Source organism: Kordia sp. (assembly GCF_050633145.1).
In the GTDB taxonomy this organism is placed as follows: Bacteria; Bacteroidota; Bacteroidia; order Flavobacteriales; family Flavobacteriaceae; genus Kordia.
Map to the genome: position 1 here is coordinate 31,577 of NZ_JBOEFY010000029.1, position 23,994 is coordinate 55,570.

At 35.0% G+C, this 23,994-nt stretch carries 13 protein-coding genes; 11 read left to right on the forward strand and 2 right to left on the reverse strand.

Going from position 1 to position 23,994, the window contains the following annotated elements; translation table 11 throughout:
• The first annotated feature begins 3 nt into the window (after positions 1-3).
• A complete protein-coding gene (locus ACRBBL_RS15525) occupies positions 4-1,245 on the forward strand; it encodes a cation:proton antiporter (RefSeq protein ID WP_431369987.1) in 1,242 nt (413 codons plus the stop codon).
• A 143-nt stretch (positions 1,246-1,388) separates the two neighbouring features.
• Positions 1,389-3,230 (forward strand): cystathionine beta-synthase, encoded by a 1,842-nt coding sequence (locus ACRBBL_RS15530; protein ID WP_431369988.1) that lies wholly within the window; start codon positions 1,389-1,391, stop codon positions 3,228-3,230.
• 345 nt (positions 3,231-3,575) lie between these two features.
• Here the strand turns inward: ACRBBL_RS15530 and ACRBBL_RS15535 are convergent, their stop codons facing one another.
• Positions 3,576-5,222, reverse strand: coding sequence for a M1 family metallopeptidase (locus ACRBBL_RS15535; protein WP_431369989.1), 1,647 nt, complete (start codon positions 5,220-5,222; stop codon positions 3,576-3,578).
• 127 nt (positions 5,223-5,349) lie between these two features.
• Here ACRBBL_RS15535 and ACRBBL_RS15540 point away from each other — a divergent pair, with 127 nt between their 5' ends.
• Positions 5,350-6,492: a cystathionine gamma-synthase gene (locus ACRBBL_RS15540; protein WP_431369990.1), complete on the forward strand. Its 1,143-nt coding sequence runs from the start codon at positions 5,350-5,352 to the stop codon at positions 6,490-6,492.
• Positions 6,493-6,566: 74 nt separating this feature from the next.
• On the opposite strand, the gene ACRBBL_RS15545 is transcribed toward ACRBBL_RS15540, so the two are convergent.
• The gene (locus tag ACRBBL_RS15545; RefSeq protein WP_431369991.1) at positions 6,567-7,355 is read right to left on the reverse strand and encodes a THC0290_0291 family protein; all 789 of its coding nucleotides are present in this window, start codon (positions 7,353-7,355) and stop codon (positions 6,567-6,569) included.
• Positions 7,356-7,606: 251 nt separating this feature from the next.
• On the opposite strand from ACRBBL_RS15545, the gene gdhA reads away from it, so the two are divergent.
• The 8 genes from gdhA (at position 7,607) to ACRBBL_RS15585 (ending at position 23,992) form a co-directional block, all read left to right on the forward strand.
• Positions 7,607-8,950: an NADP-specific glutamate dehydrogenase gene (gdhA, locus tag ACRBBL_RS15550; RefSeq protein ID WP_431369992.1), complete on the forward strand. Its 1,344-nt coding sequence runs from the start codon at positions 7,607-7,609 to the stop codon at positions 8,948-8,950.
• A 224-nt stretch (positions 8,951-9,174) separates the two neighbouring features.
• Positions 9,175-11,481: a T9SS type A sorting domain-containing protein gene (locus ACRBBL_RS15555; RefSeq protein WP_431369993.1), complete on the forward strand. Its 2,307-nt coding sequence runs from the start codon at positions 9,175-9,177 to the stop codon at positions 11,479-11,481.
• Positions 11,482-12,201, forward strand: a complete 720-nt coding sequence (gene recO / locus ACRBBL_RS15560) for a DNA repair protein RecO (RefSeq protein WP_431369994.1) — start codon at positions 11,482-11,484, stop codon at positions 12,199-12,201. It abuts the gene before it with no gap.
• A complete protein-coding gene (locus tag ACRBBL_RS15565; protein ID WP_431369995.1) occupies positions 12,185-14,605 on the forward strand; it encodes a TonB-dependent receptor plug domain-containing protein in 2,421 nt (806 codons plus the stop codon). Before recO ends, ACRBBL_RS15565 begins: the two co-directional genes overlap by 17 nt.
• 169 nt (positions 14,606-14,774) lie before the next feature.
• Entirely contained in the window at positions 14,775-19,670 is a 4,896-nt protein-coding gene (locus ACRBBL_RS15570; protein ID WP_431369996.1) for a GEVED domain-containing protein, read from the forward strand.
• Positions 19,671-19,786: 116 nt separating this feature from the next.
• The gene (gene ileS / locus ACRBBL_RS15575) at positions 19,787-23,242 is read left to right on the forward strand and encodes an isoleucine--tRNA ligase (protein WP_431369997.1); all 3,456 of its coding nucleotides are present in this window, start codon (positions 19,787-19,789) and stop codon (positions 23,240-23,242) included.
• A gap of 4 nt (positions 23,243-23,246) precedes the next feature.
• A complete protein-coding gene (locus ACRBBL_RS15580; RefSeq protein ID WP_431369998.1) occupies positions 23,247-23,627 on the forward strand; it encodes a TraR/DksA family transcriptional regulator in 381 nt (126 codons plus the stop codon).
• Between the two features lie 62 nt (positions 23,628-23,689).
• On the forward strand, positions 23,690-23,992 hold the full coding sequence (locus ACRBBL_RS15585) for an antibiotic biosynthesis monooxygenase family protein (protein WP_431369999.1): 303 nt from the start codon (positions 23,690-23,692) through the stop codon (positions 23,990-23,992).
• Positions 23,993-23,994: the final 2 nt, after the last annotated feature.

The window sequence follows — 23,994 nt, forward strand, 5'->3', positions numbered from 1 at the left end:
GACATGGACTATTTTTTAATAATTACAATACTTGTATCCTTAGCGGCTGTTTTTGGATATATAAATGTGCGATTTTTAAAATTGCCAAACACAATTGGCTTAATGCTCATTACAATTGTTTTTACGCTTGCTGTTTTTGCATTGAGTTATGTAGATGCTACCTTGCTAAATGCCGAAAAATATATCATTACACAAATTGATTTTAGAAGTGTATTACTCGATATTATGCTGAGTTTTTTACTTTTTGCAGGTGCATTGCATACAAACTTTGAACAGCTCAAAGTACAACGTTGGCCAGTATTGGTCTTTGCAACTTTTGGCGTGTTACTCTCTACGTTTTTAGTCGGAATTGTAATGTATTATGTATTACAACTAACAGGATTAAATGTAGACTTTATTTATTGTTTACTCTTTGGAGCGTTGATTTCTCCAACAGATCCAATTGCGGTATTAGGAATCTTAAAAAAAGCAGGAGTTCCTAAAAAGCTAGAAGCCAAAATTGTAGGCGAATCTTTGTTTAATGATGGAGTTGGCGTTGTAATTTTCTTGACCATATTTCAAATTGCAAATTCAGGTTCTGAAAATACAGGCATCGCAGGCATTGCAAAACTATTCGGATTGGAAGTTATTGGCGGAATTGCACTTGGTGCTTTACTTGGTTGGATTACCTATAGGCTATTAAAATCAATTGATGATTATGATATTGAAGTCATCATCACATTGGCGGCGGTTATGGCAGGAACGGCTATTGCGCACAAACTACATGTATCGGCACCATTAGCGGTGGTAACTGCGGGATTAATTGTTGGAAATGATACCGTACGTGGAACTGCAATGTCTAAAGTCACAGAAACCTATGTAGATAAATTTTGGGAACTGATTGATATATTATTAAACACAATTTTATTTGTATTGATCGGAATGGAAATGCTTGTCATTGCCTTTGAAGTAAAATACATTGTTGCAGGATTAATAGCAATTCCTATTGTGCTTGCTTGTAGATACATATCCTTATTGCTCCCAATTAAATTCTTTGAAAAACGACTCGATTTTGTGCCTAAAACCAATCTTATTATGACTTGGGGTGGATTGCGTGGCGGAATTTCTATTGCACTTGCGCTAGGATTAACTGCTGAAATGCACCGCGATTTATTCTTGGTAATTACTTATGTTGTAGTTATATTTTCAATTTTGATTCAAGGATTAACTGTTGGAAAATTGGTAAAAAAATTGAAGAAAGAATAACTATTGAATACCATTGATTATAACTTAAAATGTTGAGTGTTTTTTAACATCACTTTTAGAAAGTATACAAACTTTAAAGCGACTCATATTATCTTAAAAAAAATCAATTATCGTATATTTACGAGCTATTTAAAGTAAAAATAATGGAAGGCAAGAAAGCACTCACATATATACAAAATGTCTTAGAAAACATGCCCGCTAGTTGGTTGCGCTTAACTACGCATCGATTAGATATTTACATTGAAAAACTGGCGAAAGTTCAATTTTTAGAACAGTTTAAAAATTTATATAACGACAATAATTTCGAAAAATCTGCATTGAGCGAATTGCCAACTGCGTACGATTATATCCGTTTAGGACATCCATTATCATGTGTGTTGGAATGGGGAATTGCAAAATTGAACGATCTAAAACCAGAAAATGTAATTAGTTTTCAATCGGCTACCATTCCTGTGATGGGAATTTTACGAAAAAACTTGATAGCAAATAGAAATACACGAATTGTGTATACAGACGAATTACCAGAAATTTTTAATTCAGATATATTAAAACGTGTCTACAATTATAATTTTGAATTGCAAAAGGTTGAAAAAATAACAGACGTTTCAGCATTTGACGGAAGCACTGTTTTTGTATCACAAGAAGATGAAATTCACATTGTAGATTTTACGTCAAATATTGATTTTATTGTCAATATGCATTCGAAATTAGGAAGTGTCTTAGCTGCAAATAATCAACAAGACGAAAGCTATATTTCAGAAATACAACACGTACGAAGAAGAGAAACGGTAGCAATGACGCCAGCCAATTGCTTGGTGGTTTTGAATGAATTGACAGCTATTTCTTCAGAAGAAAAGGAAAGTGCCAGAGCAAACGATAAAAAAATAGTTACAGATACCATTCGAGAAATTACCAATGTAAACACAAAAGCATTGGCAGGTTCTAGCGGATTGTCCATTCAATATGCTATTATGATGGGACTTGTGGACGATGCACTTGAAAACCATCCTGGAAAAGCAATCAAATTTGTGGTGCCGCCAAACTGTTATGGTGGAACAAACGATCAAGCAAGACGTGTAGCTGCTTGTATTGACAATGTTGAAGTAGTAGATTTACCTGTAGATGGTGATAATGATATGGTAAAAAGTGTGGAATTGGTTTTAAGTAAAATCGCTCAGGAAGATGCTATTCCTTATATCATTGCTGAAATTCCAACAAATCCACGAGTGGAAGTTCCCGATTTAATTCAACTAAAAGAAACCTTAGGTAAAAAACGTACAACGGTAACTGGTGAAACAGCAATTGCTCCTGTTTTTATTTTAGATCAAACTTTTTGTCCGAATGTGCACTTTTTAGGTGAAGGCGAAACGCTATCAACGGTACGCGCAATTTCGTATTCGAGCGGATCGAAATTTCCAAGTGGCGGTTTATGTACTGCCGGATACTGTATAGGAAATGAAAAAGCAGCAACATTGTTAGATGCAATAGAAAAGCACTTGATTCTTTGCGACAATGAAGCGACCGATTTGCAATATGAAATTCTAGCGCAACAAATGCCTTCTATGAACCAAAGAATTGCAGATGCATATAAAAACACACGTCAATTTGTAAGCTTTATAGAAACTACTTTGCCAACTGCAAAAATCAATTTTGTTTCAGAAGAATTGGCAGCACAAGGATTTACGCCATCAGTATTTTCATTAGATCTTCCGACAAAAGGAGAAACAGATGAAGAGCGAGAAACATACAAACGCGAATTAAATCACAAGCTCATCAAAATGATGATTACCGAAATTCCAGACGAAAGCAAATACTGTGTAAGTTACGGACAATTAAAAGGTTGTTATTGGACGATTCCTGCGACATCTACGCAAGGAACGACCAAAGAAGGTGACAAGGATTATATTGCACGTGTAGCGCTTTCTCCAAACATGGATTTGGAAAAACATGAAGAGGTTTTCTTAGATTTTGTTGAGGAGATTTAGTTTCGCTTTGCTCAGGTTTTTTGTCAATTTGTTTTTTGTTGATTCGTTAGAAACTCCAAACGTCACTTCGAGTCATTTTTCTGATATTGAGCTTGTCGAAATGTAGAAAAATAGTATCGAGAAGTACTTAGAAAATCAAAGTAGATCTCGATACAAAATTCTTTCAGAATTCCACTCGATCAGACGTGAGTTGATCAAATTTCGATATGTACTAAAATACCAACAGTATTTGCATTGAGTATTATTGAGACTAAAATATTTTTTAGTTGAAAATACCTAGCGAAGCTATCGAAATGAAGTGTGTCTAAAAATCTAAAAGCAAAGCAAGTCTAACGATCTAAAAACCTATTTCCCTTCCTTCAAAGTCACATAAAAATTAGGATCTAGTTGAATAGTAGAAACTGTATCCTTCATTTTTTTGGTTTGCCAATCAGTTGTGGGTGCAATCCATACGAATTCTCCATTAATTGCAACTCTAACTGGCATGTCAAAAGTAGCTATTGAATTTTCCCAGCGAAACGCAAACGTATTACCATCTTTCTTATAACGTAGTGCTGGAATATCTGTAGTTCGTAAATATTGATCAAACACAGCAGACAAATCAATTCCCGATTTCTCACTAATATAACTTTCAATCTGTTGTGTATTCACCGTTTGATGGTAAAAATCTTTATTCAAGCCTCGTAAAATACTGCGCCATTTTGCATCATCATCAATCAACTGACGAATGGTATGTAACATGTTTGCACCTTTATAATACATATCGCCCGAACCTTCATGGTTTACATCATAAATTCCAATAATTGGACGGTCGTTTGCAACACTGCTACGCGTTCCAATTACATATTCGGCACTTGCTTGTTTTCCGTAGAAATAATTCAAAAATAAATTCTCAGAATAGGCTGTAAAGCTTTCATGAATCCACATATCGGCAATGTCAATATTGGTAATATTATTGGCAAACCATTCATGTCCTGATTCGTGAATAATGATAAAATCAAACTTCATTCCCCAGCCAGTGCGACTCAAATCTCTACCGCGATAACCATTTTTATAACCGTTTCCATACGTAACCGAACTTTGGTGTTCCATGCCCAAATAAGGAGCTTCTACAAGCTTATAACTATCTTCATAAAACGGATACGGTCCAAACCAATGCTCAAAAGCTTCCATAGTTCGTGTGGCATCTTTAAACTGTTTTTTTGCTTTGTCTAAATTATCTCGCAACACATAATAATCCATATCCAGTTCGCCATTTTCTCCAGCGTACTTTTCGCCAAAATGCACATAATCGCCAATATTAATATTTACGCCATAATTATTAATCGGATTCACAACATTCCAATGATACGTTTTTGTATCGTTATCTTTTTCTTCTACTTTAACTAAGCGTCCGTTAGAAACATTCATCAAATTCTTAGGAACATTCACGCTAATTTTCATGCTATCTACTTCGTCGTACATATGATCTTTGCACGGCCACCAAACACTTGCACCAAGTCCTTGACAGGAAGAAGCTATAAAAGGCAATCCGTTATCGTCTTTAGACCACGTAATTCCGCCATCCCATGGTGGACGTTTTGCTACTTTTGGTTTTCCTTCGTAAAAAACCTGTACACTATATGTTTCTCCTAATCGTTGTCTTTTTTTGAGTTGAATAAAATGTGCATTTCCTTCATGTACAATTTCCAATTCGGCACCGTCTTGAACTGCTTTCGTCATTTGTAATGGCGGCTGCAAATCTATTTGAAGCGTTTGTTGTCCTTTTTTAACTACTCTATATTGAATTGTATTGCTTCCCGCGATTGTTTTTTCGCTCGGATCAACCGTAATATCCAAATGATAATGTGTCAAATCCCACCAAGCACGTTCTGGTGTGATGGAACCACGTAAACTATCTTGCTTTGTAAAATTTTGAGAAAAGGCTTGCAAACTGGTAAACGCAAACACAAGAAGAAGACATGCTGAGAAATTGTTATTTTTATGCTTCATTTCGACTAAAAAGTTAAGTACCGATAAAGGTACAGCTATAATCTGAAAACTAATAAATGAAAAGTTAAATTTGTAGAAGCGATAGAGAAGGTCACATGTGACCAACATCTGAAAATAAAACGAGCACATGAAATTCAACACTAAAACCATACATGGCGGACAAGAACCAGACAAAGCTTATGGAGCTGTAATGCCGCCAATATACCAAACATCAACCTTTGCACAAAGTACACCAGGCGGACACAAAGGATATGAATATGGACGAACGCACAATCCAACACGAAATGCACTAGAAAATGGTTTGGCAAGCTTAGAAAATGGAAATTACGGTTTGGCTTTTGGCTCTGGTTTGGCGGCGATTGATGCTGTATTAAAATTATTAAAATCGGGTGATGAGGTCATTTCTACAAATGATTTGTATGGCGGAACTTATCGATTGTTTACAAAGATATTTGAAGGGTATGGAATCAAGTTTCACTTCATTGGAATGGAAAATGCTGCCAATATTGAATCGTATATTAATGAAAACACGAAGCTTATTTGGGTTGAAACACCAACCAATCCGATGATGAATATTATTGATATTGAAGCAACTGCAGCAATTGCCAAAAAACACAAAGTGCTAGTGGCGGTTGACAATACGTTTGCAACACCTTATTTGCAAAGACCATTGGATTTAGGTGCTGATATTGTGATGCATTCTGCTACCAAATACATTGGCGGACATAGTGATTTGGTGATGGGAGCTTTGGTCGTAAAAGACAAAACAATTGCAGATAAATTATATTTTATACAAAATGCAAGTGGCGCTATTTGCGGTCCAATGGATAGTTTTTTGGCATTAAGAGGGATTAAAACCTTACATGTGCGTATGCAACGACATTGCGAAAACGGAAAAGCAATTGCTGAGTATTTAGCAAAGCATCCAAAAGTAGAAAAAGTATATTGGCCTGGGTTTTCAAGCCATCCAAATCATGACATAGCCAAAAAACAAATGAATGATTTTGGTGGTATGATTTCTTTTGTAGCAAAAGGAAACGATTATAATCAAGCAATTAAAATTGTAGAAAATTTAAAAATATTCACCTTGGCAGAATCCTTAGGAGGTGTAGAATCATTGGCTGGTCATCCTGCAAGTATGACGCATGCAAGTATTCCGAAAGCTACTAGGGAAAAAGTTGGTGTTGTTGATGCGTTAATCCGCCTAAGCGTAGGAATTGAAGATGTTGATGATTTAATAGCAGATTTAGCGCAAGCACTAGAAAAATAATAGATATCTAAAACGTAGTCATAAAAAAAGCCATTCCTGAAAGAATGGCTTTTACTATATATGATTGTTATCTCTTAAAAATTTAAATAATAAATATATCCTACACTAATTACAAAACTCCAATCGTTGGCTTTGTTTTCTGGATATAGATTTTCATCTGGATTCAATCCATCGACCCAGTTAGAAAAATAATATCTCCAACGTAAATCAAATAATAAATCGGATGTTTCTGTAAACTTATATCGTGTACCAACACTTGCTACAACTGACCATGTAGAGCCAGATTCGTTTCTATAAGCATCTTGATATTTTACAGGCAATACACCAGGATCAGTCAATCGTCCTAAATCAGATTCTACTGTTGGTATATAATAGTGGTATTGGACTCCTAAAGCTGCATAAGGGGCTAATAAATAACCGCCACTTTCAAACGAACGAATACTTCTTGGAAAATATTCCAACTGTGTTCCTAGGTTTAGCACACGCGTGTTTCCATTCATTGCGCGCAACTGATCGGCTGTTAAAGAAACCTTATCATCGCCTACATATCGACCAAAATGTTCAAGTTTTACAGTTGTGTACGTTAACTCATTTCTTACTTTAAAGTGATCGTTGAAGAAAGTATATCGTGTAAAACAGTTACACTCTGCACGATAAGAGAAATTTAGATAATGAACAATACCGAATTCGAGTCCAACGTTTCCTATATTGGTTTCAAAGTCGTTACGTTCACCGTAATCAGACTGGAATGCATTCGGTCCAACAATAAAGCCAATTTCGTGAGAAAATCCGAATTGAGCATTAACGGTTCCGACACACATCAGCATGAAAAGTAGGAAGATAGGGCTAATTCTATTTAACATGTTATATACCAGTATTTATATGAGGCTATACAGCAAATATATAAAAACCCTCAATACAAAAAAATAAAAAGTGTATTAACTATTCTTTATCAATGTAAGTTGTAAGATGTTTGTATGAATAACGTCATATTTAACCGAAAACGTATTCGTATTATCAAATTATAAAAAAAAGAACATTTTTTTTTAATTAAATGTATATTTGTACGGTCAAATAATGATATTAATAAAAAATTGTTAATAAAACTTCGTTTATGGAAGCAAAAGTAAAAGACTTTTTAGACTTGGTAAAGCAAACAAACGGACATGAATCGGAATTTTTACAAGCGGTTCAAGAAGTTGCGGAAGCTGTAATCCCTTATATAGAAGGTAAGGAAAAATATAACGGAACAAAGATTCTTGAGAGAATGGTAGAACCTGAGCGTGTACTTATGTTTAGAGTTCCATGGGTAGATGATAGTGGAGAAACTCAAGTAAATCGTGGATACAGAATTGAAATGAATTCTGCTATTGGACCTTATAAAGGAGGATTGCGTTTTCATCCAAGTGTAAACCTAAGTATTCTTAAATTCTTAGCATTTGAACAAGTATTTAAAAATAGCTTAACAACACTTCCTATGGGTGGTGGAAAAGGAGGATCGGATTTTAATCCAAAAGGAAAATCTGATGTAGAAATTATGCGTTTCTGTCAAGCTTTCATGTCAGAGTTGTTTAGACATATTGGACCAAATACTGATGTTCCTGCGGGAGACATCGGAGTTGGTGGTCGCGAGATTGGATATATGTTTGGAATGTACAAGAAATTAAGAAACGAATTTACTGGAGTTCTTACTGGAAAAGGAATCACTTGGGGAGGATCGTTAATTCGTCCTGAAGCTACTGGATACGGAAATGTATATTTTGCACAAAGTATGTTAGGAACAACAGGAACTTCTTTTGAAGGAAAAACAGTTTCAATCTCTGGTGCTGGAAACGTAGCGCAATACGCTGCTGAAAAAGCAACAGAATTAGGTGGAAAAGTTGTAACAATGTCTGATTCTTCAGGATACATTCACGATGCAGATGGAATTGACGCTGAGAAATTAGCCTTCATCATGGAGCTTAAAAATGTGAAAAGAGGAAGAATTAACGAATATGTTGATGCATATCCTTCTGCAACATTCCACAAAGGAGAAAGACCTTGGAGTGTAGCATGTGATGTAGCTTTACCATGTGCAACTCAAAATGAGTTAAACGGTTATGAAGCACAAACATTAGTTGGTAATGGTTGTATTTGTGTGAGTGAAGGAGCAAACATGCCTTCTACACCAGAAGCAATTGAAGTATTCTTAAATAATAAGATATTATTTGCTCCTGGAAAAGCGTCAAACGCTGGTGGAGTTGCAACTTCTGGATTAGAAATGACGCAAAACTCATTGCGTTACAACTGGACACGTGAAGAAGTAGATGCTAAATTAAAGCAAATCATGAGCGAAATTCACCAAGCTTGTGAAGAATACGGAAAAGATGAAAACGGATTTATCGACTATGTAAAAGGAGCCAACATTGCTGGTTTTGTAAAAGTAGCCGATGCAATGATTGCACAAGGAGTTGTGTAATTAAAAAAGATCTTAAAAATGATATCGAAAAGCTTCCTGCTAGTATAGTAGGAAGCTTTTTTTATGACAATAATATATGATAACCAATTCATTTACGTTATTATTAAATATATTTGGTGAAATATTCTAAAAACGAGAAGCTACCAAAACATTAGTTGTGGTAAATTATTTAGAAATAAATGCGTAAGTTCTATTAAAACAGCATTAAAAATAAAAATAGACAGATGAAGAAAAGTTTGTATTTACTACTACTTATATGTTATATTTCGGTACATGGACAATCTGCTAACAATACATGGTTAGGTCATTATTCCTATAATAATGTGATTGATATATCGCAGAGCTCAGATAAAATTTATGGAGCTTGTGATAATTCATTTTTTACATACGACTTGCAAACAAATGAAATTGCTAAGTATTCTACAATAAACGGCCTTGCAGGAGAAGAAATAAGTACTGCTTTTTACAGTCAATCAGGTGATAAATATGTACTTGGTTACAATAATGGGCTTTTGGAAGTATTTGATCCAACTACGGAGGAAATAAACAAAGTAGTAGATATTGTAGATAAACCAACAATTCCGCCAAACGAAAAAAAAATTAATCACATCTTAGAGTACAATAACATCTTATACCTTTCTACCGATTTTGGGATTTCACTATACGATGTCAATGCTTTGGAGTTTGGAGACACGTATTTTATTGGACCTAATGGAAGTCAAATAGAAGTACGTCAAACCACTATTTTTGGAGAATATATATACGCAGCTACCGAAATAGGTGTATTTAGAGCTGTTGTTGATAATGACAATTTAATTGATTTTGCAGAATGGGAACGTCTCAACTCGTCTAACTGGCGAGGAATAATTGCTTTTGGAGAAGAATTATACGCGATTTCTTTGACAAGAAGAGTCTTCAGATTTAATGGAACTGGTTTTTCGTTTGTATCTCAAGTCCCACAATTTGCAACGTTTATAGAAGATTTGAAAGTAACGGATAACTACATGATTGTTGCACACGATCAAGAAGTACACATATACGATGCAGAACTCAATGAAGTTGTTGGTATTCAATCTTTAGAAGAATATCCAGAACTTGAATTCAATTCAGCATTGCTCTTAGGAGACAAATTATACTTAGGTACGGAAACAGAAGGAATTTTAGAAACATCATTTCCTATGCCAAGTGCTGCAAATCAAATATTACCAGATGGTCCTTTATTAAATGATACTTTTTCTATTACGGCAGCGCCAAATCAACTTTGGGTTGTATATGGAGATTATACCGCAGGATATGATCCGTATCCATTAGATAATAGAGGTGTAAGTCACTTGGAAGATATGGCTTGGACAAACATTCCGTACTCGCCAGATTTTGACGCAAAAAGTATTGTACATGCTACAATAAATCCATCAAACGTAAACGAAGTATTATTAAGTTCATTCTTCTCAGGAATATTAAAAATAGAAAATAATGAAGCTGTCGAAATTTTAAATACAACGAATAGCGATCTTGAATCATTAGATATTGGAATTCCAACCTATATTGACATTCGAATCGGAGAAACAAAATATGATGACAATGGTGATCTTTGGGTGTTAAATTCAAAAATTGAACATGGAATCAAAGTACTAAGAAGTAGTGGGCAATGGGAATCATATTCAGTATTGGAAGTAATTAGTGATTTTGTCTTTGGTGAAAATGCGCTCTCTAAAGTGGAAATAAGTGACAATAATATAAAATTTATTGCAACACAATCTCATGGAGTATTAGCCTTTGATGAAACACGAAGTGACGGTTCTCGTTTTACTTCTATTAGTGAAGAAGAATCAGGAAACTTACCAACAACAGATGTACGAGCAGTACGTATCGATAAATCAGGAAATCTTTGGATTGGAACGGTAAAAGGAATTCGAGTATACTTTGGTGCAGCAGGTATTTTTGATGATGATGACCCGCAATCAGATGATATTATTATTGTAGATGAAGACGGCGTGCCAAAAGAATTGCTATTTGAGCAAACAGTGACTGATATTGAAGTAGATGGATCTAACAACAAATGGATTGCAACTTCAGCTTCGGGAGTATTTTACATGTCGCCAGATGCTACCGAAACACTAGCGCACTTTACAAAAGATAATTCGCCACTGCCAACAAATACAGTCAACAATATAGAAATTGATTCAGAGTCTGGGCGTGTATACATTGCTACAGCTAAAGGATTACTATCTTTTCAAGGAACAGCAACTGCTCCAAAAGAAACGTTGGAAAACGTATTTGCATATCCAAACCCTGTACGACCAGGATTTAATGGAAACCTAACAATTACAGGTTTAACAAACAATGCAAACGTAAAAATAACAGATATCGAAGGAAATCTAGTGTTTGAAACAACTACAGAAGGTGGAACCTTACTTTGGGATTTAACTGCTTTTGGAAGACATAAAGTTGCTTCGGGTGTATATCTTATTTTAATTGCAAGCGAGGATGGAACAGAAACCAAAGTCACAAAAGTGATGATAGTTCGCTAAATGCTAGTTACAACAAAAGCCATTGTAATATCAACCATAAAATATGGTGATGCAGGTGTTATTGCAAAATGTTTTACAGCTTCTGATGGAATAAAAAGTTATTTACTTCGCGGAATTCTTAAGTCAAAAAAAGGAAAGCTAAAAATTGCATACTTTCAACCCTTGATGCAGCTTGAAATAGTTGCCAATCATAAAAACAAAGGCAGTTTAGAGTATATAAAAGATGTGAAAACGGTATATCCGTATACTTCAATTCATACACAAATTGCCAAAAGTGCTATTGTATTATTCTTATCGGAAATATTAAACTACTCCATTCAAGAAGAAGAAAAAAATGATGCGTTATTCCAATTTATAGAAAATGCATTGCAATGGCTTGATATGAATGATGAAATTGCGAACTTTCATCTTGTCTTTTTGACTAATTTGACAAAGTATTTTGGGTTTTACCCAGAAACAAAACACATACACAAAGAACATTTTGATTTGCAAGAAGGTCAGTTTTTTGATCATAGTACCATGAACGAATGTATTACAGGTGAAAATTTAACGTATTTTAAACAGCTATTAGGCATAAAATTTGATGAGCAAAATACTATAATGTTATCTTCGTTAAGAAGAAATGAAATTCTTGCAATATTCATTCAATATTTTAAATTACATTTGCAAGGATTTAGGGAACCAAAATCAATGGAAGTGTTACATGAAGTATTCAAATAAAATAAAAGGCATTCTCGGTATAATTTCTTTTATTTTTACCCAAGTTCTTTTTAGTCAAGAAATTCAAGTAAAAGATATTGTTAATGATAGAAATATTTCTAATGTTAATGTATACAATTCAGACCAATCTAAAGGCGGAATTACAAATGCGAGAGGTAAAATAAATATATCGATCTTCGAAGAAGGCGAAAAAATTACGTTTCGTCATATCTCGTATTTACCAGTTACACTGACCAAGCAACAAATTCTAGAAAACAAGAACATAGTTTACTTAGACAAAATAACTTCTGAGTTATCTGAAATTGTGATTTCGGTCTTCAAATGGCAACAGAATAAAAAAGAAGTGCCTAAAAAAATTGTAAGTATAGATAGCAAAGAAATTGCATTTACTTCTCCGCAAACAGCTGCTGACTTACTAGAAAAAAGTGGAAAAGTATTTGTGCAAAAAAGCCAATTAGGTGGCGGAAGTCCTATAATTAGGGGGTTTTCTACAAATAGATTGCTACTTTCGGTAGATGGTGTACGTATGAACAATGCTATTTTTCGTGGAGGAAATGTTCAAAGTGTTATATCTATCGATCCATTCAATATAAATAATACAGAAATAATATTAGGCCCAGGTTCAGTTATCTACGGAAGTGATGCTATTGGAGGTGTAATGAATTTTTATACAAAAACACCAAAGCTCTCTTGGAACGAAAAAAAGATTGTCTCAGGAAATGCAAACATACGTTATGCATCTGCAAATACTGAAAAAACAGGACATTTTGATATTAATGTTGGACTAAAAAAATGGGCATTTCTCACAAGTGTAAGTTACAGTGATTTTGATGATTTACGTATGGGAAAAAGAGGTAATGATACGTATTTACGACCAGAATTTGTGTCTGTGATCAACGGAGAAGATGCTGTAGTTACCAATGCAAATCCAATCAATCAACGCTTTACAGGATACAGTCAAATAAACTTAGCACAGCGAATAAAACTAGTGTCAGATGATATATGGGAATTTGACTTAGGTCTGCACTATTCAGCTACTTCAGATGTACCGCGTTACGATCGTCTAATACAATACAGAAATGGATCTTTGCGTTATGGAGACTGGTTTTATGGTCCGCAAAAATGGTTCATGGGGAACTTTCAAATACAGAAAAAAGGAAACAATACGTATTATGATAATGTGAAATTTACCAATGCGTACCAACGATCTGAAGAAAGTAGAAACAAACGTAACTTTCAAGATGTAATTCTAAATGTTACAAAAGAAAAAGTAGATGCTATTTCTTCAAGTTTGGATTTTGAAAAAAGATTCAACCCAAAAATAAAAACATTTTACGGCTTAGAATATGTGTACAATAAGGTACACTCAGACGGATTTGATAGAAACATTAGTACTGGCGAAATTACTGATGCCGCTTCTCGTTATCCAGATGGTGCTACATGGCAATCAATGGCAGCGTATGCAAGTTTAGAATACAAACCAAATCCTAGGTTTACGGTTCAATCAGGATTGCGCTATAATCATATTCTGATAGATACAGATTTTGACACCACATTTTTTCCATTTCCATTTACGGAAGCAAGTACAAATACAGGAGCATTTACAGGAAGTATTGGTTTTAGCTGGTTGCCTAACAAATGGCAAATTACCGCAAATATTGGAACTGCCTTTAGAGCGCCAAACATTGATGATATTGGAAAAGTATTCGATTCTGAGCCAGGTTCGGTCGTTGTGCCAAATCCTAATCTAACTCCAGAACATGCGTATAGTGCAGAATTTGGAATTCAAAAAAACATTGGAAGTAGTTTTGACATAAACTTTACAGCTTTTTATACATTATTGGATGATGCACTTATTCGTGAAGATTTTAACCTAAATGGAGAAACCGAAATTATATATAATGGCGAGTTGAGCAATGTGCAAGCAATTCAAAATGCTTCAAAAGTATTCACTTATGGGTTTGAATTTGGTTTTGCAGCAAAATTTGACAAGAAAACAAAAATTACGGCCGATTTAACGATTCCTCGTGGCGAAGAAGAACAAGCTGATGGGACAACAGTTCCTTTACGACATATATCGCCTATTTTTGGAAATTTCCACTTTATTTATAAAACTGAAAGATTAAAATTTGATCTTTTTGCGAACTTTAATGGATCAATAACGTATGATAATTTAGCGCCATCCGAACGTAGCAAAGCTTACTTATATGCAACGGATGCAGATGGAAATCCATATTCACCTTCTTGGTTCACAATCAATGCAAAATCAAACTTTGAAATTACAGAAAAAATTAATTTAACAGCTTCACTTGAAAACATCACAGATCAACGCTACAGAGTGTATTCGTCTGGAATTTCTGCGCCAGGTAGAAATGTAATTTTAGGATTAAACTACAACTTTTAAGATTAAAAAATAAAGAAAATAACTACGAAATTTAAAGGCTTTAGAAATTTTACGATATTTATATCGACTAATTCATAGTTTTCATCTAAATTAAGGGATTATTATACCATGAAACTATAAAAAAAGTTAACATTGAATAAATTTACCTTGCCTTAAATGCTTTAAGATTATGAAAAAAACCTACTCACTATTAGCTTTGTTGCTATCCTTTACCTATGCAAGTGCGCAATATTGTACTTCTGCGGGTGGCGATCCTAGCGCAGAATTTATAAGTAGAGTCCAGTTAAATACCTTGGACAATTCGAGTGCCACAGCTCCAGTAACTGGATACACAGATTTTACAGGAGTTACTCCAACAGATTTAGAAATAAGTACTTCGTATTCAATAACAATCACAAAATTTTGGCCAGCAGGTGGTGGTGGTCCTTACAATGAAGGAATTGGAGTTTGGATTGATTATAATCAAGATGGAGACTTCTTTGATGCTGGAGAATTTGTTTACAACGATACACCCAATACAACTACACCTGTAACAGGAAACTTTACTATACCACTTGGAGCAACTCTTGGAAATACACGAATGCGTGTACAAATGCAAGGAGATAACTCAGTAAATGACCCTTGTGACGTGGTAGGAACTGGATATGACTATGGAGAAGTTGAAGATTATACGGTTAACATTACAAGTTCTTCGTTACCGCCAGATATCTTTGTATCTGGTAACTCAGTAGAAATACTTGATGGCTCTGTAAATGTACCTTCAACAACAGATCATACAGACTTTGGAAATGCTACAATATCTAGTGGAATGGTTGTCCGCACATTCACTATACAAAATGTAGGAACCACAACCGACTTAACATTACCAAGTAATCCTGTTAGTTTTGGTGTGGGTACCGATGCTGCCTTTACAATACTAACACAACCAGCAGATTTATCTCTTGCGCCTAGTGAAACAACAACGTTTACTGTGCAATATGCACCTACAGTAGCAGGCGCTTCTTCTGGTGAAATCATTATTTCAAATAATGACCCCGACATAGCAGAACAATTATATAGTTTCAATATAGCAGGAACAGGAATTGTTCCTGTACCGAGTCCAGGAAACATATCTACAAATTTACAATTGTGGATGAAAGCAAATGTAGGAACTACGCTTACAGGATCAGATGTAGATAGTTGGGCAGATCAATCGCCAAACGGATTTACAGCAACATCCGGAGGTGTAACAGATGCACAACTCATTACAAATGGTTTAAACTTTAATCCTATAATACGTTTTGCAGGAGCTGAGTATTTAAGCTTAGGAAACCCTGCAGCATTAGATATCGACCCATTAACAGAAGAAATGACTATAATGTCTGTAATTATTTCAGGAGGAGGAAGTACAGGGACTGTAATTTCGAAAGGAACTAATAGTATACGAAACTATCAATTATGGTTAGGAACTACTGACAGAGTTATACATTACACATTGGGAAGACCTGATAATGTTTTAACCTCAGAAAGATTTGGTACAGTTTACGCCTTAAATGAACCTAAAATCACAACAGGTGTTGTTGCTACAAATGCAGACCCTTTGTTGCGTTTATCAACGAATGTAAATGGTATTAATGATCCAGCATTTGCTAATAACGGAATCAATAGTGGTAGTAATAATGTAGATGTCTTAATTGGTGCACGTAGAGATGAAGATACTTTTGGAAATGCAGGGTATAATGCAGATTCTGGATATCTGTATAATGGAGATATAGCAGAAGTTATCATGTATGACAGAGCATTAACAGCAACGGAAATTCAAAGAGTTGAGTCGTATTTAGCATTAAAATATGGAATTACTTTAGGGTTTAATGATGCAAATTGGGATAGTAATACAAATACTTCATCACCATTTGGATATGCAGGAACTAGTGAAGATTATATAGATTCAAATGGAAGTGTTATTTGGGATGGTTCTGTAAATGCAGGATATGGATATAATGTATTTGGAATAGCAAGAGACGATAACTCTCAATTGTCACAAACAGAATCAAGTAGTGTAAATGTTACACCTGCAGATGTATTGACGATGCGAAAAGAATCAGGATCATTTGCTTCAAATTTAAGCTACTTAATCGTTGGAAATAACGGATTAGCAGAAACAATTCAAACAACAACATTGCCTCAGCGTACTGTAGGAATGTTAAATAAAATATGGACGGCTCGTGAAAGTGCTACAGATGTTGGTACTGTCGAATTAGAATTCGATATGAGTAGTAGCGGATTGTCAAATCTTAACGATATAGAATTATATATTGCCGATGATGCTACTTTTGCAGCATACGAAAACTTTCAAGGAACAAATGTTGGTGGTGTACTAACTTTTACAGGAATAAACCTAGAAGATGGACAGTTTTTTACATTGGCAGAACCGCAAACAGTAACAGGAACAAGTGCACTATTTTTTGATGGTGTTGATGACTATGCTGAAGAAAAATCATCTACAACACTTGGATTAACAGATTATACTGTAATGGGGTGGATTAGAAATCCAGGTCAATCTATTCCAACTGCAGATAGAGATATATTAGGAGTTGAAGGTCAATTTAGATTTTACTTGAGTGGTGGACTACTTGCAATTCAAGAAGGACAAACTGGAGGAGTTCCAAGAGCAGGAACAGGTACACTTACTGATTGGGTACATTATGCTATAGTTGTAGATACAGGAGCAGGAAGAGCAAATTTCTACCTTAATGGTTTCCTAATTGGTGGTGGAGGAATAGATCCATTAGGATCAAATCCAAATCCATTTCGAATGGGAACATTTGATGATCTCAACTTTTTTACAGGATTCATTGATGAGGTTAGAGTATTTGATATTGCGCTAACTGAAGATCAACTTAGAGAAATGGTACATCAAGAAATTGAACAAAATGGATCAAATGTTAGAGGTTCAGTAATTCCGAAAGATATTGAAGATTTTACATCTGGAGCTAATGTTGCTTGGTCATCATTGACTGCATACTACGATATGTCTTCTATTGAAGGTAACCGTGTTCTCGATCAAACAGGTAATAATAATACCTTGTACATAAAAAATATGTCTACCATTGCGCCGCAAACAGCACCAATGCCATACATAAGTGTTGCTGACGGTAGTTGGACAGATGATGCTACATGGGAGTTTGGAACAGTTTGGGACACACCTTCTGCAAACAGTATCAATTGGTCTATTGTTCAAATACGAAACAATGTAACTGCAAGCGCGCACTATTCTACATTAGGATTAACGGTTGATAGTGGAGCTAGACTAACATTTACAGGAACCAATCCTGTAGTAACAGTAGGACCTTTATCAATAACTAATGGTACAGGGTTTGAACTCATAAACACGTGGTACACAGAATTAGATGGAATTATCGATCTGCAAGGAGAAAGTCAGTTCCGACAAACTGAACGTAGTGATTTAGCAGTTACAAGTGCTGGTTATTTAGAAAGAGATCAGCAAGGAACAGCAAACAATTTTACATACAATTATTGGTCATCTCCAGTAGGAGATATAAATGCAACTGCAAATAATCAAAATTTTGCTTTACAAGATATATTGTTAGATGGAACAAGCGTAGCTTCTCCAGGACCAATTGCATGGACAGTTCTTGCCGATGCTGATGGATCTACATCGCCGTTTACAATTAGTACACGTTGGTTGTACAAATATGTAAATGGAGCAGATGAAGATTATGAGGCTTGGGTATATACAGGAAATACAGGGACTATATCTCCAGGAGAAGGATATACGATGAAAGGTGTTGATGCTGGAGGAGATGTATTAGAAGAACAAAACTATGTGTTTAGAGGAAAGCCAAATAATGGAGTTATTACAGTTGGTCCTTTAGATGATGGAAATCTATACTTGGTAGGAAATCCATATCCAACTTCTTTAGATGCTAATGAGTTTATCAATGATAATATTGCAAACGATGCTACTTCAGGAACTTTATTTTTCTGGGAACACTGGGGTGGAGGAACGCATGCACTTTTAGATTATCAAGGAGGATATGCTACTTATACCTTAAGTGGAGGAACACCAGCAATGTCACACCCAACAGTAGATCAAACAGGATCGGGTACAAAAACACCTAGACGATTTGTTCCTGTAGGACAAGGTTTCTTTGTGCAAGGAGATTCTAACGCAGGGAACGGAGTAACGACAACGGTAGAATTTAACAATACACAACGTGGAAACTCAGCTGGGTTAGTAGCTGAAAATCCAAGCTCTACCTTATCTATCTTTCTAAGAGATGATGGAGATGAAACAATAGATCCAGGAATGTTTGAGAGTACTACAGAATTTATAAATGTAGAAAATGATCAAAATCCTATACCAGGGAACATTCGAAAAGATAACAGAAAAAAGATTCGTTTAGGATACACAACTCCAGAAGGATTCCACCGCCAAATCCTATTAACATTCGACAGAAAAACAACTGACGGAATAGACTTAGGATACGAAGGGAAATCAATTGGAGTTACAGAAGATGATATGTACTGGGCACTAGAAAGTGAAAAATATGTAATTCAAGCAGTAGAAAATCTATATGACGATAGAGAAGTTGCAATCGGTTTAGTTTCAGATGTAGCTGGTGGAGGAATGATTACGCTAGATGCGCTTGAAAACATAGGAGACGATATAGGTATATATATTAAAAACAACATTACAGGAGCAACTCATAATATAAGAGAAAGTAATTTCCAAGTAGATATTCCTTCTGGAGAAACAAATGACAAATACTCATTAGTATTCAAGCCAGAAAATATATTAAGCACTAACAGTGCTGTCTTGGAAGATGGTATTATAATGTACTCAGATACAAAAACAGAAGAAATTGTAATTACAAACAATACAAACTTCAAACTCGAAGGTATTGATATGCATACCATTCTTGGTCAACAAATAATTACGATCAAAGAAGGTATCGAGGAAAAGACCATTCGAATTCCTATTGACAATGTAGCAAGTGGTATATACGTCATAAGTATTTATTCTGAAAAAGGAAAAATTAGTAAAAAACTAGTAATTCAATAACACAGAATCACATACAATACAAAGACCACTTGAAAACCAAGTGGTCTTTTTTTATTTAAAACATTACAATTCAATGAAATTCACTAATTTCGCAAATTCAATATACAGCAGAAAAAATGGCTCATAAATTTACAGAATATAAAGGACTAGATTTACCTGTAGTAGCAGAAGAAATACTTAACTACTGGGAAGAAAACGACATCTTTGAAAAAAGTATAACCTCACGTGAAGGTGCTGAATCATTCGTGTTTTTTGAAGGACCACCTTCAGCAAACGGATTACCAGGTATTCACCATGTATTAGGTAGGGCTATTAAAGATATTTTTTGCCGTTACAAAACACAAAAAGGATATCTAGTAAAGCGTAAAGCAGGTTGGGATACACACGGACTTCCTGTAGAACTTAAAGTTGAAACAGAACTTGGTATTACCAAAGAAGATATTGGCGGAAAAATATCTGTAGATGAGTATAATGAAGCTTGTAAAGAAGCAGTAATGCGTTATACTGATATCTGGAACAATATGACCAGAAAAGCTGGGTATTGGGTAAATATGGACGATCCATACATTACCTACAAGCCTAAATACATGGAAAGTGTTTGGTGGTTACTAAAACAAATCTATGACAAAGGCTTAATGTACAAAGGCTACACAATTCAGCCATATTCGCCAAAAGCAGGAACTGGGTTAAGTTCGCATGAAGTAAATCAGCCTGGAGCATATCAAGATGTAACAGATACAACTATAGTTGCGCAGTTTAAAGCAATCAAAGAAACCTTGCCAGAAACACTACAAAACGTAGATGGCGATGTACATTTCTTAGCATGGACAACAACTCCTTGGACATTGCCTTCAAACACAGCATTAACGGTTGGACCAAAAATCGATTATGTCGTTGTAAAATCATACAATCAATACACATTTGAACCAATCAATGTAGTATTGGCAAAAAACTTAGTTGGGAAACAATTCGCTGGTAAAAAATCTACGGAAGTAAAAACACAAGAAGAATTAGCAGCATACAAACAAGGAGATAAAAAAATACCATACTTAATAGCTAGTGAGCATAAAGGAAAAGACTTAGTAGGAATCAAGTATGAACAGTTATTAGATTACGCATTACCGTATCAAAATCCTGAAAATGCATTTAGAGTAATTTCTGGAGATTTTGTGACAACAGAAGATGGAACAGGAATCGTACATACATCACCAACATTTGGAGCAGATGATGCCAAGGTTGCCAAAGAAGCAACACCAGAAGTTCCGCCATTATTAGTCTTAGATGAAGAAGGAAACCCTGCACCTCTAGTAGATTTGCAAGGACGTTTTAGACCTGAAATGGGCGAGTTTGGAGGAAAATATGTAAAAAATGAATACTATGCAGATGGTGAAGCTCCAGAAAAATCGATAGATGTAGAATTGGCCATCAAGCTAAAAACAGAAAACAAAGCATTTAAAGTTGAAAAATATGTCCATAGTTATCCACACTGTTGGCGTACAGACAAACCAATATTATACTATCCATTAGATTCATGGTTTATAAAAATCACGGATGTAAAAGGTAGAATGCACGAATTAAACCAAACCATTAACTGGAAACCAAAATCGACAGGAGAAGGTCGTTTTGGAAACTGGATTGCTGGCGCGAATGATTGGAACTTATCCAGGTCACGTTTTTGGGGAATTCCATTACCAATATGGCGTACAGAAGACGGAAAAGAAGAACTAATGGTTGGTTCTTTGGCGGAATTAAAAGCTGAAATCAAAAAAGCAATAGATGCTGGCGTAGAAACAAAAGATGTATACGCTTCTTTTGAAGCTGGAAACATGTCTGAAGAAAACTATGACAAAGTAGACTTGCATAAACACATTGTTGATACAATTACTTTAGTATCGCCATCAGGGAAACCGATGAAGCGTGAAAGTGACTTAATTGATGTGTGGTTTGACTCAGGTTCTATGCCGTATGCACAATGGCATTATCCCTTTGAAAACAAAGAACTAATAGACACTAATGAAAACTATCCAGCAAACTTTATTGCGGAAGGAGTCGATCAAACTCGTGGTTGGTTCTATACGCTTCACGCGATAGGTTCAATGGTATTTGATTCGGTTGCCTACAAAAATGTAGTATCAAATGGTTTAGTACTAGACAAAGAAGGTCAAAAAATGTCAAAACGTTTGGGCAACACAGTTGATCCATTTTATACGCTAGAAAAATATGGACCAGATGCAACACGTTGGTACATGATTTCGAATGCGAATCCTTGGGATAACTTAAAATTCTCTTGGGAAAAGCCAGATCTTGAAAAAGGAGAAGACTTTGCAGAATATTCCCCAGGAATAGAAGAAGTACGTCGTAAATTCTTTGGAACCTTATACAACACGTATTCATTCTTCTGTTTATATGCGAATATTGACAACTTTAGCTATAGCGAAGATGAAATTCCATTAACGGATCGTCCAGAAATAGATCGTTGGATACTTTCTGAGCTACATACGTTGATCAAAAACGTAGATCAGTTCTATGCAGAATATGAGCCAACAAGAGCTGCAAGAGCCATCTCAGAGTTTGTACAAGAAAACCTAAGTAACTGGTTTGTGCGTTTAAGTAGAAGAAGATTTTGGAAAGGCGATTATCAGCACGATAAAATATCTGCATACCAAACATTATATACATGTATGTTAAATGTTGCCAAGTTAGGAGCGCCAATTGCACCTTTCTTTATGGACAGACTTTACAAAGATTTAACAAAAGCTACAGGTAAAGAAAACTTTGAAAGTGTACATTTAGCACAATTTCCAGTGTATGACGAATCGTTCATTGACAAGTCGTTAGAACGCAAAATGGAAAAGGCGCAAACAATATCTTCCTTAGTATTATCGTTAAGAGCTAAAGAAAAGATAAAAGTACGCCAACCGTTACAACGCATTATGATTCCTGTATTGGATGCAGAAACAAAAGCTGAAATTATAGCTGTTGCGGAATTAATCAAATCGGAAGTAAACGTAAAAGAAGTAGAACTCTTAGACGATGCTTCAGGGATATTAGTCAAGCAAATAAAGCCAAATTTCAAAGTCTTAGGCCCAAAATTTGGGAAAGATATGAAGGCGGCTGCGGCAGTAATAATGCAGTTTGGACAAGAAGAAATTGCAGAAATTGAAAAAACAGGAAAAATCCCTGTAGAAATTAACGGAAAAAGTAGTACATTAGAGATTACAGAAGTGGAAATCACTTCTCAAGATATAGAAGGTTGGTTAGTAGCCAATTCGGGAGGAATTACCGTAGCGTTAGACGTTACCATAACTGAAGACTTGCGAAAAGAAGGAATTACAAGAGAACTTGTAAACAGAATTCAAAATGTACGTAAAGATTCAGGGTTTGAAGTCACGGACAAAATCCATGTAACACTACAAAAAGACGAACATTTAGTTGATGCTATCAATACGAATTTAGACTATCTGACAGCAGAAACGTTGACAGCTAAATTAGAATTTGTAGACAAACTTGAAAATGGAACGGAAATTGCTTTCGATGAAGTGAATACCGTATTGTTTATTAAAAAAATGTAGAAACATGGAAGACACAAAAATAAGATACTCTGACAAGCAACTTGAAGAATTCAAAGTAATCATTCAAGATAAAATTGAGCAAGCACAAAAAGATTTAGCATTATTAAAAAGTGCTTATATGAACGACCATAATAATGGTACTGATGATACTTCGCCAACATTCAAAGCATTTGAAGAAGGATCGGCGACAATGTCTAAAGAAAAGAATATGCAATTAGCAATTCGTCAAGAAAAGTTCATTCGAGATCTTAAAAATGCTACTATTCGTATTGAAAACAAAACATACGGAATATGTAGAATTACTGGAAAATTAATCAATCCAGAGCGTTTAAAACTTGTTCCACATGCTACATTAAGTATTGAGGCAAAAAACATGCAAAAATAAAAACACAAATAATTCACTAAAAGCGCTCATTGAGCGCTTTTTTTAGTTTTACCAATCAAAATATGATAGCAAGAATTTGGCACGGAAAAACGAAGCTAGAACATTATGAAGAATATACCGATTTCATGAAAAGTCGAGCGATTCCTGATTATGAAAAAACAGAAGGCTTTGTAAAACTAACTTTTCTAAGACGTATAGAAGGAGATGTTGCTCACTTCAATTTAATAACCTTTTGGAAAAATATAGAAGTCATCAAAAACTTTGCAGGGAATACCTATGAAACTGCTAAATATTATCCTGAAGATGAAAAATATTTGCTTGAATTTGAAGAAAAAGTAACTCACTATGAGGTGTTTGCTGAATAAAA

Coding starts and splice junctions, on each gene's coding strand:
- ileS (WP_431369997.1), top strand. CDS start 19,787: ATGGCTCATAAATTTACAGAATATAAAGGACTAGATTTACCTGTAGTA.
- recO (WP_431369994.1), top strand. CDS start 11,482: ATGCTAGTTACAACAAAAGCCATTGTAATATCAACCATAAAATATGGT.
- ACRBBL_RS15565 (WP_431369995.1), top strand. CDS start 12,185: ATGAAGTATTCAAATAAAATAAAAGGCATTCTCGGTATAATTTCTTTT.
- ACRBBL_RS15540 (WP_431369990.1), top strand. CDS start 5,350: ATGAAATTCAACACTAAAACCATACATGGCGGACAAGAACCAGACAAA.
- ACRBBL_RS15555 (WP_431369993.1), top strand. CDS start 9,175: ATGAAGAAAAGTTTGTATTTACTACTACTTATATGTTATATTTCGGTA.
- ACRBBL_RS15525 (WP_431369987.1), top strand. CDS start 4: ATGGACTATTTTTTAATAATTACAATACTTGTATCCTTAGCGGCTGTT.
- ACRBBL_RS15585 (WP_431369999.1), top strand. CDS start 23,690: ATGATAGCAAGAATTTGGCACGGAAAAACGAAGCTAGAACATTATGAA.
- ACRBBL_RS15580 (WP_431369998.1), top strand. CDS start 23,247: ATGGAAGACACAAAAATAAGATACTCTGACAAGCAACTTGAAGAATTC.
- gdhA (WP_431369992.1), top strand. CDS start 7,607: ATGGAAGCAAAAGTAAAAGACTTTTTAGACTTGGTAAAGCAAACAAAC.
- ACRBBL_RS15530 (WP_431369988.1), top strand. CDS start 1,389: ATGGAAGGCAAGAAAGCACTCACATATATACAAAATGTCTTAGAAAAC.
- ACRBBL_RS15535 (WP_431369989.1), bottom strand. CDS start 5,222: ATGAAGCATAAAAATAACAATTTCTCAGCATGTCTTCTTCTTGTGTTT.
- ACRBBL_RS15570 (WP_431369996.1), top strand. CDS start 14,775: ATGAAAAAAACCTACTCACTATTAGCTTTGTTGCTATCCTTTACCTAT.
- ACRBBL_RS15545 (WP_431369991.1), bottom strand. CDS start 7,355: ATGTTAAATAGAATTAGCCCTATCTTCCTACTTTTCATGCTGATGTGT.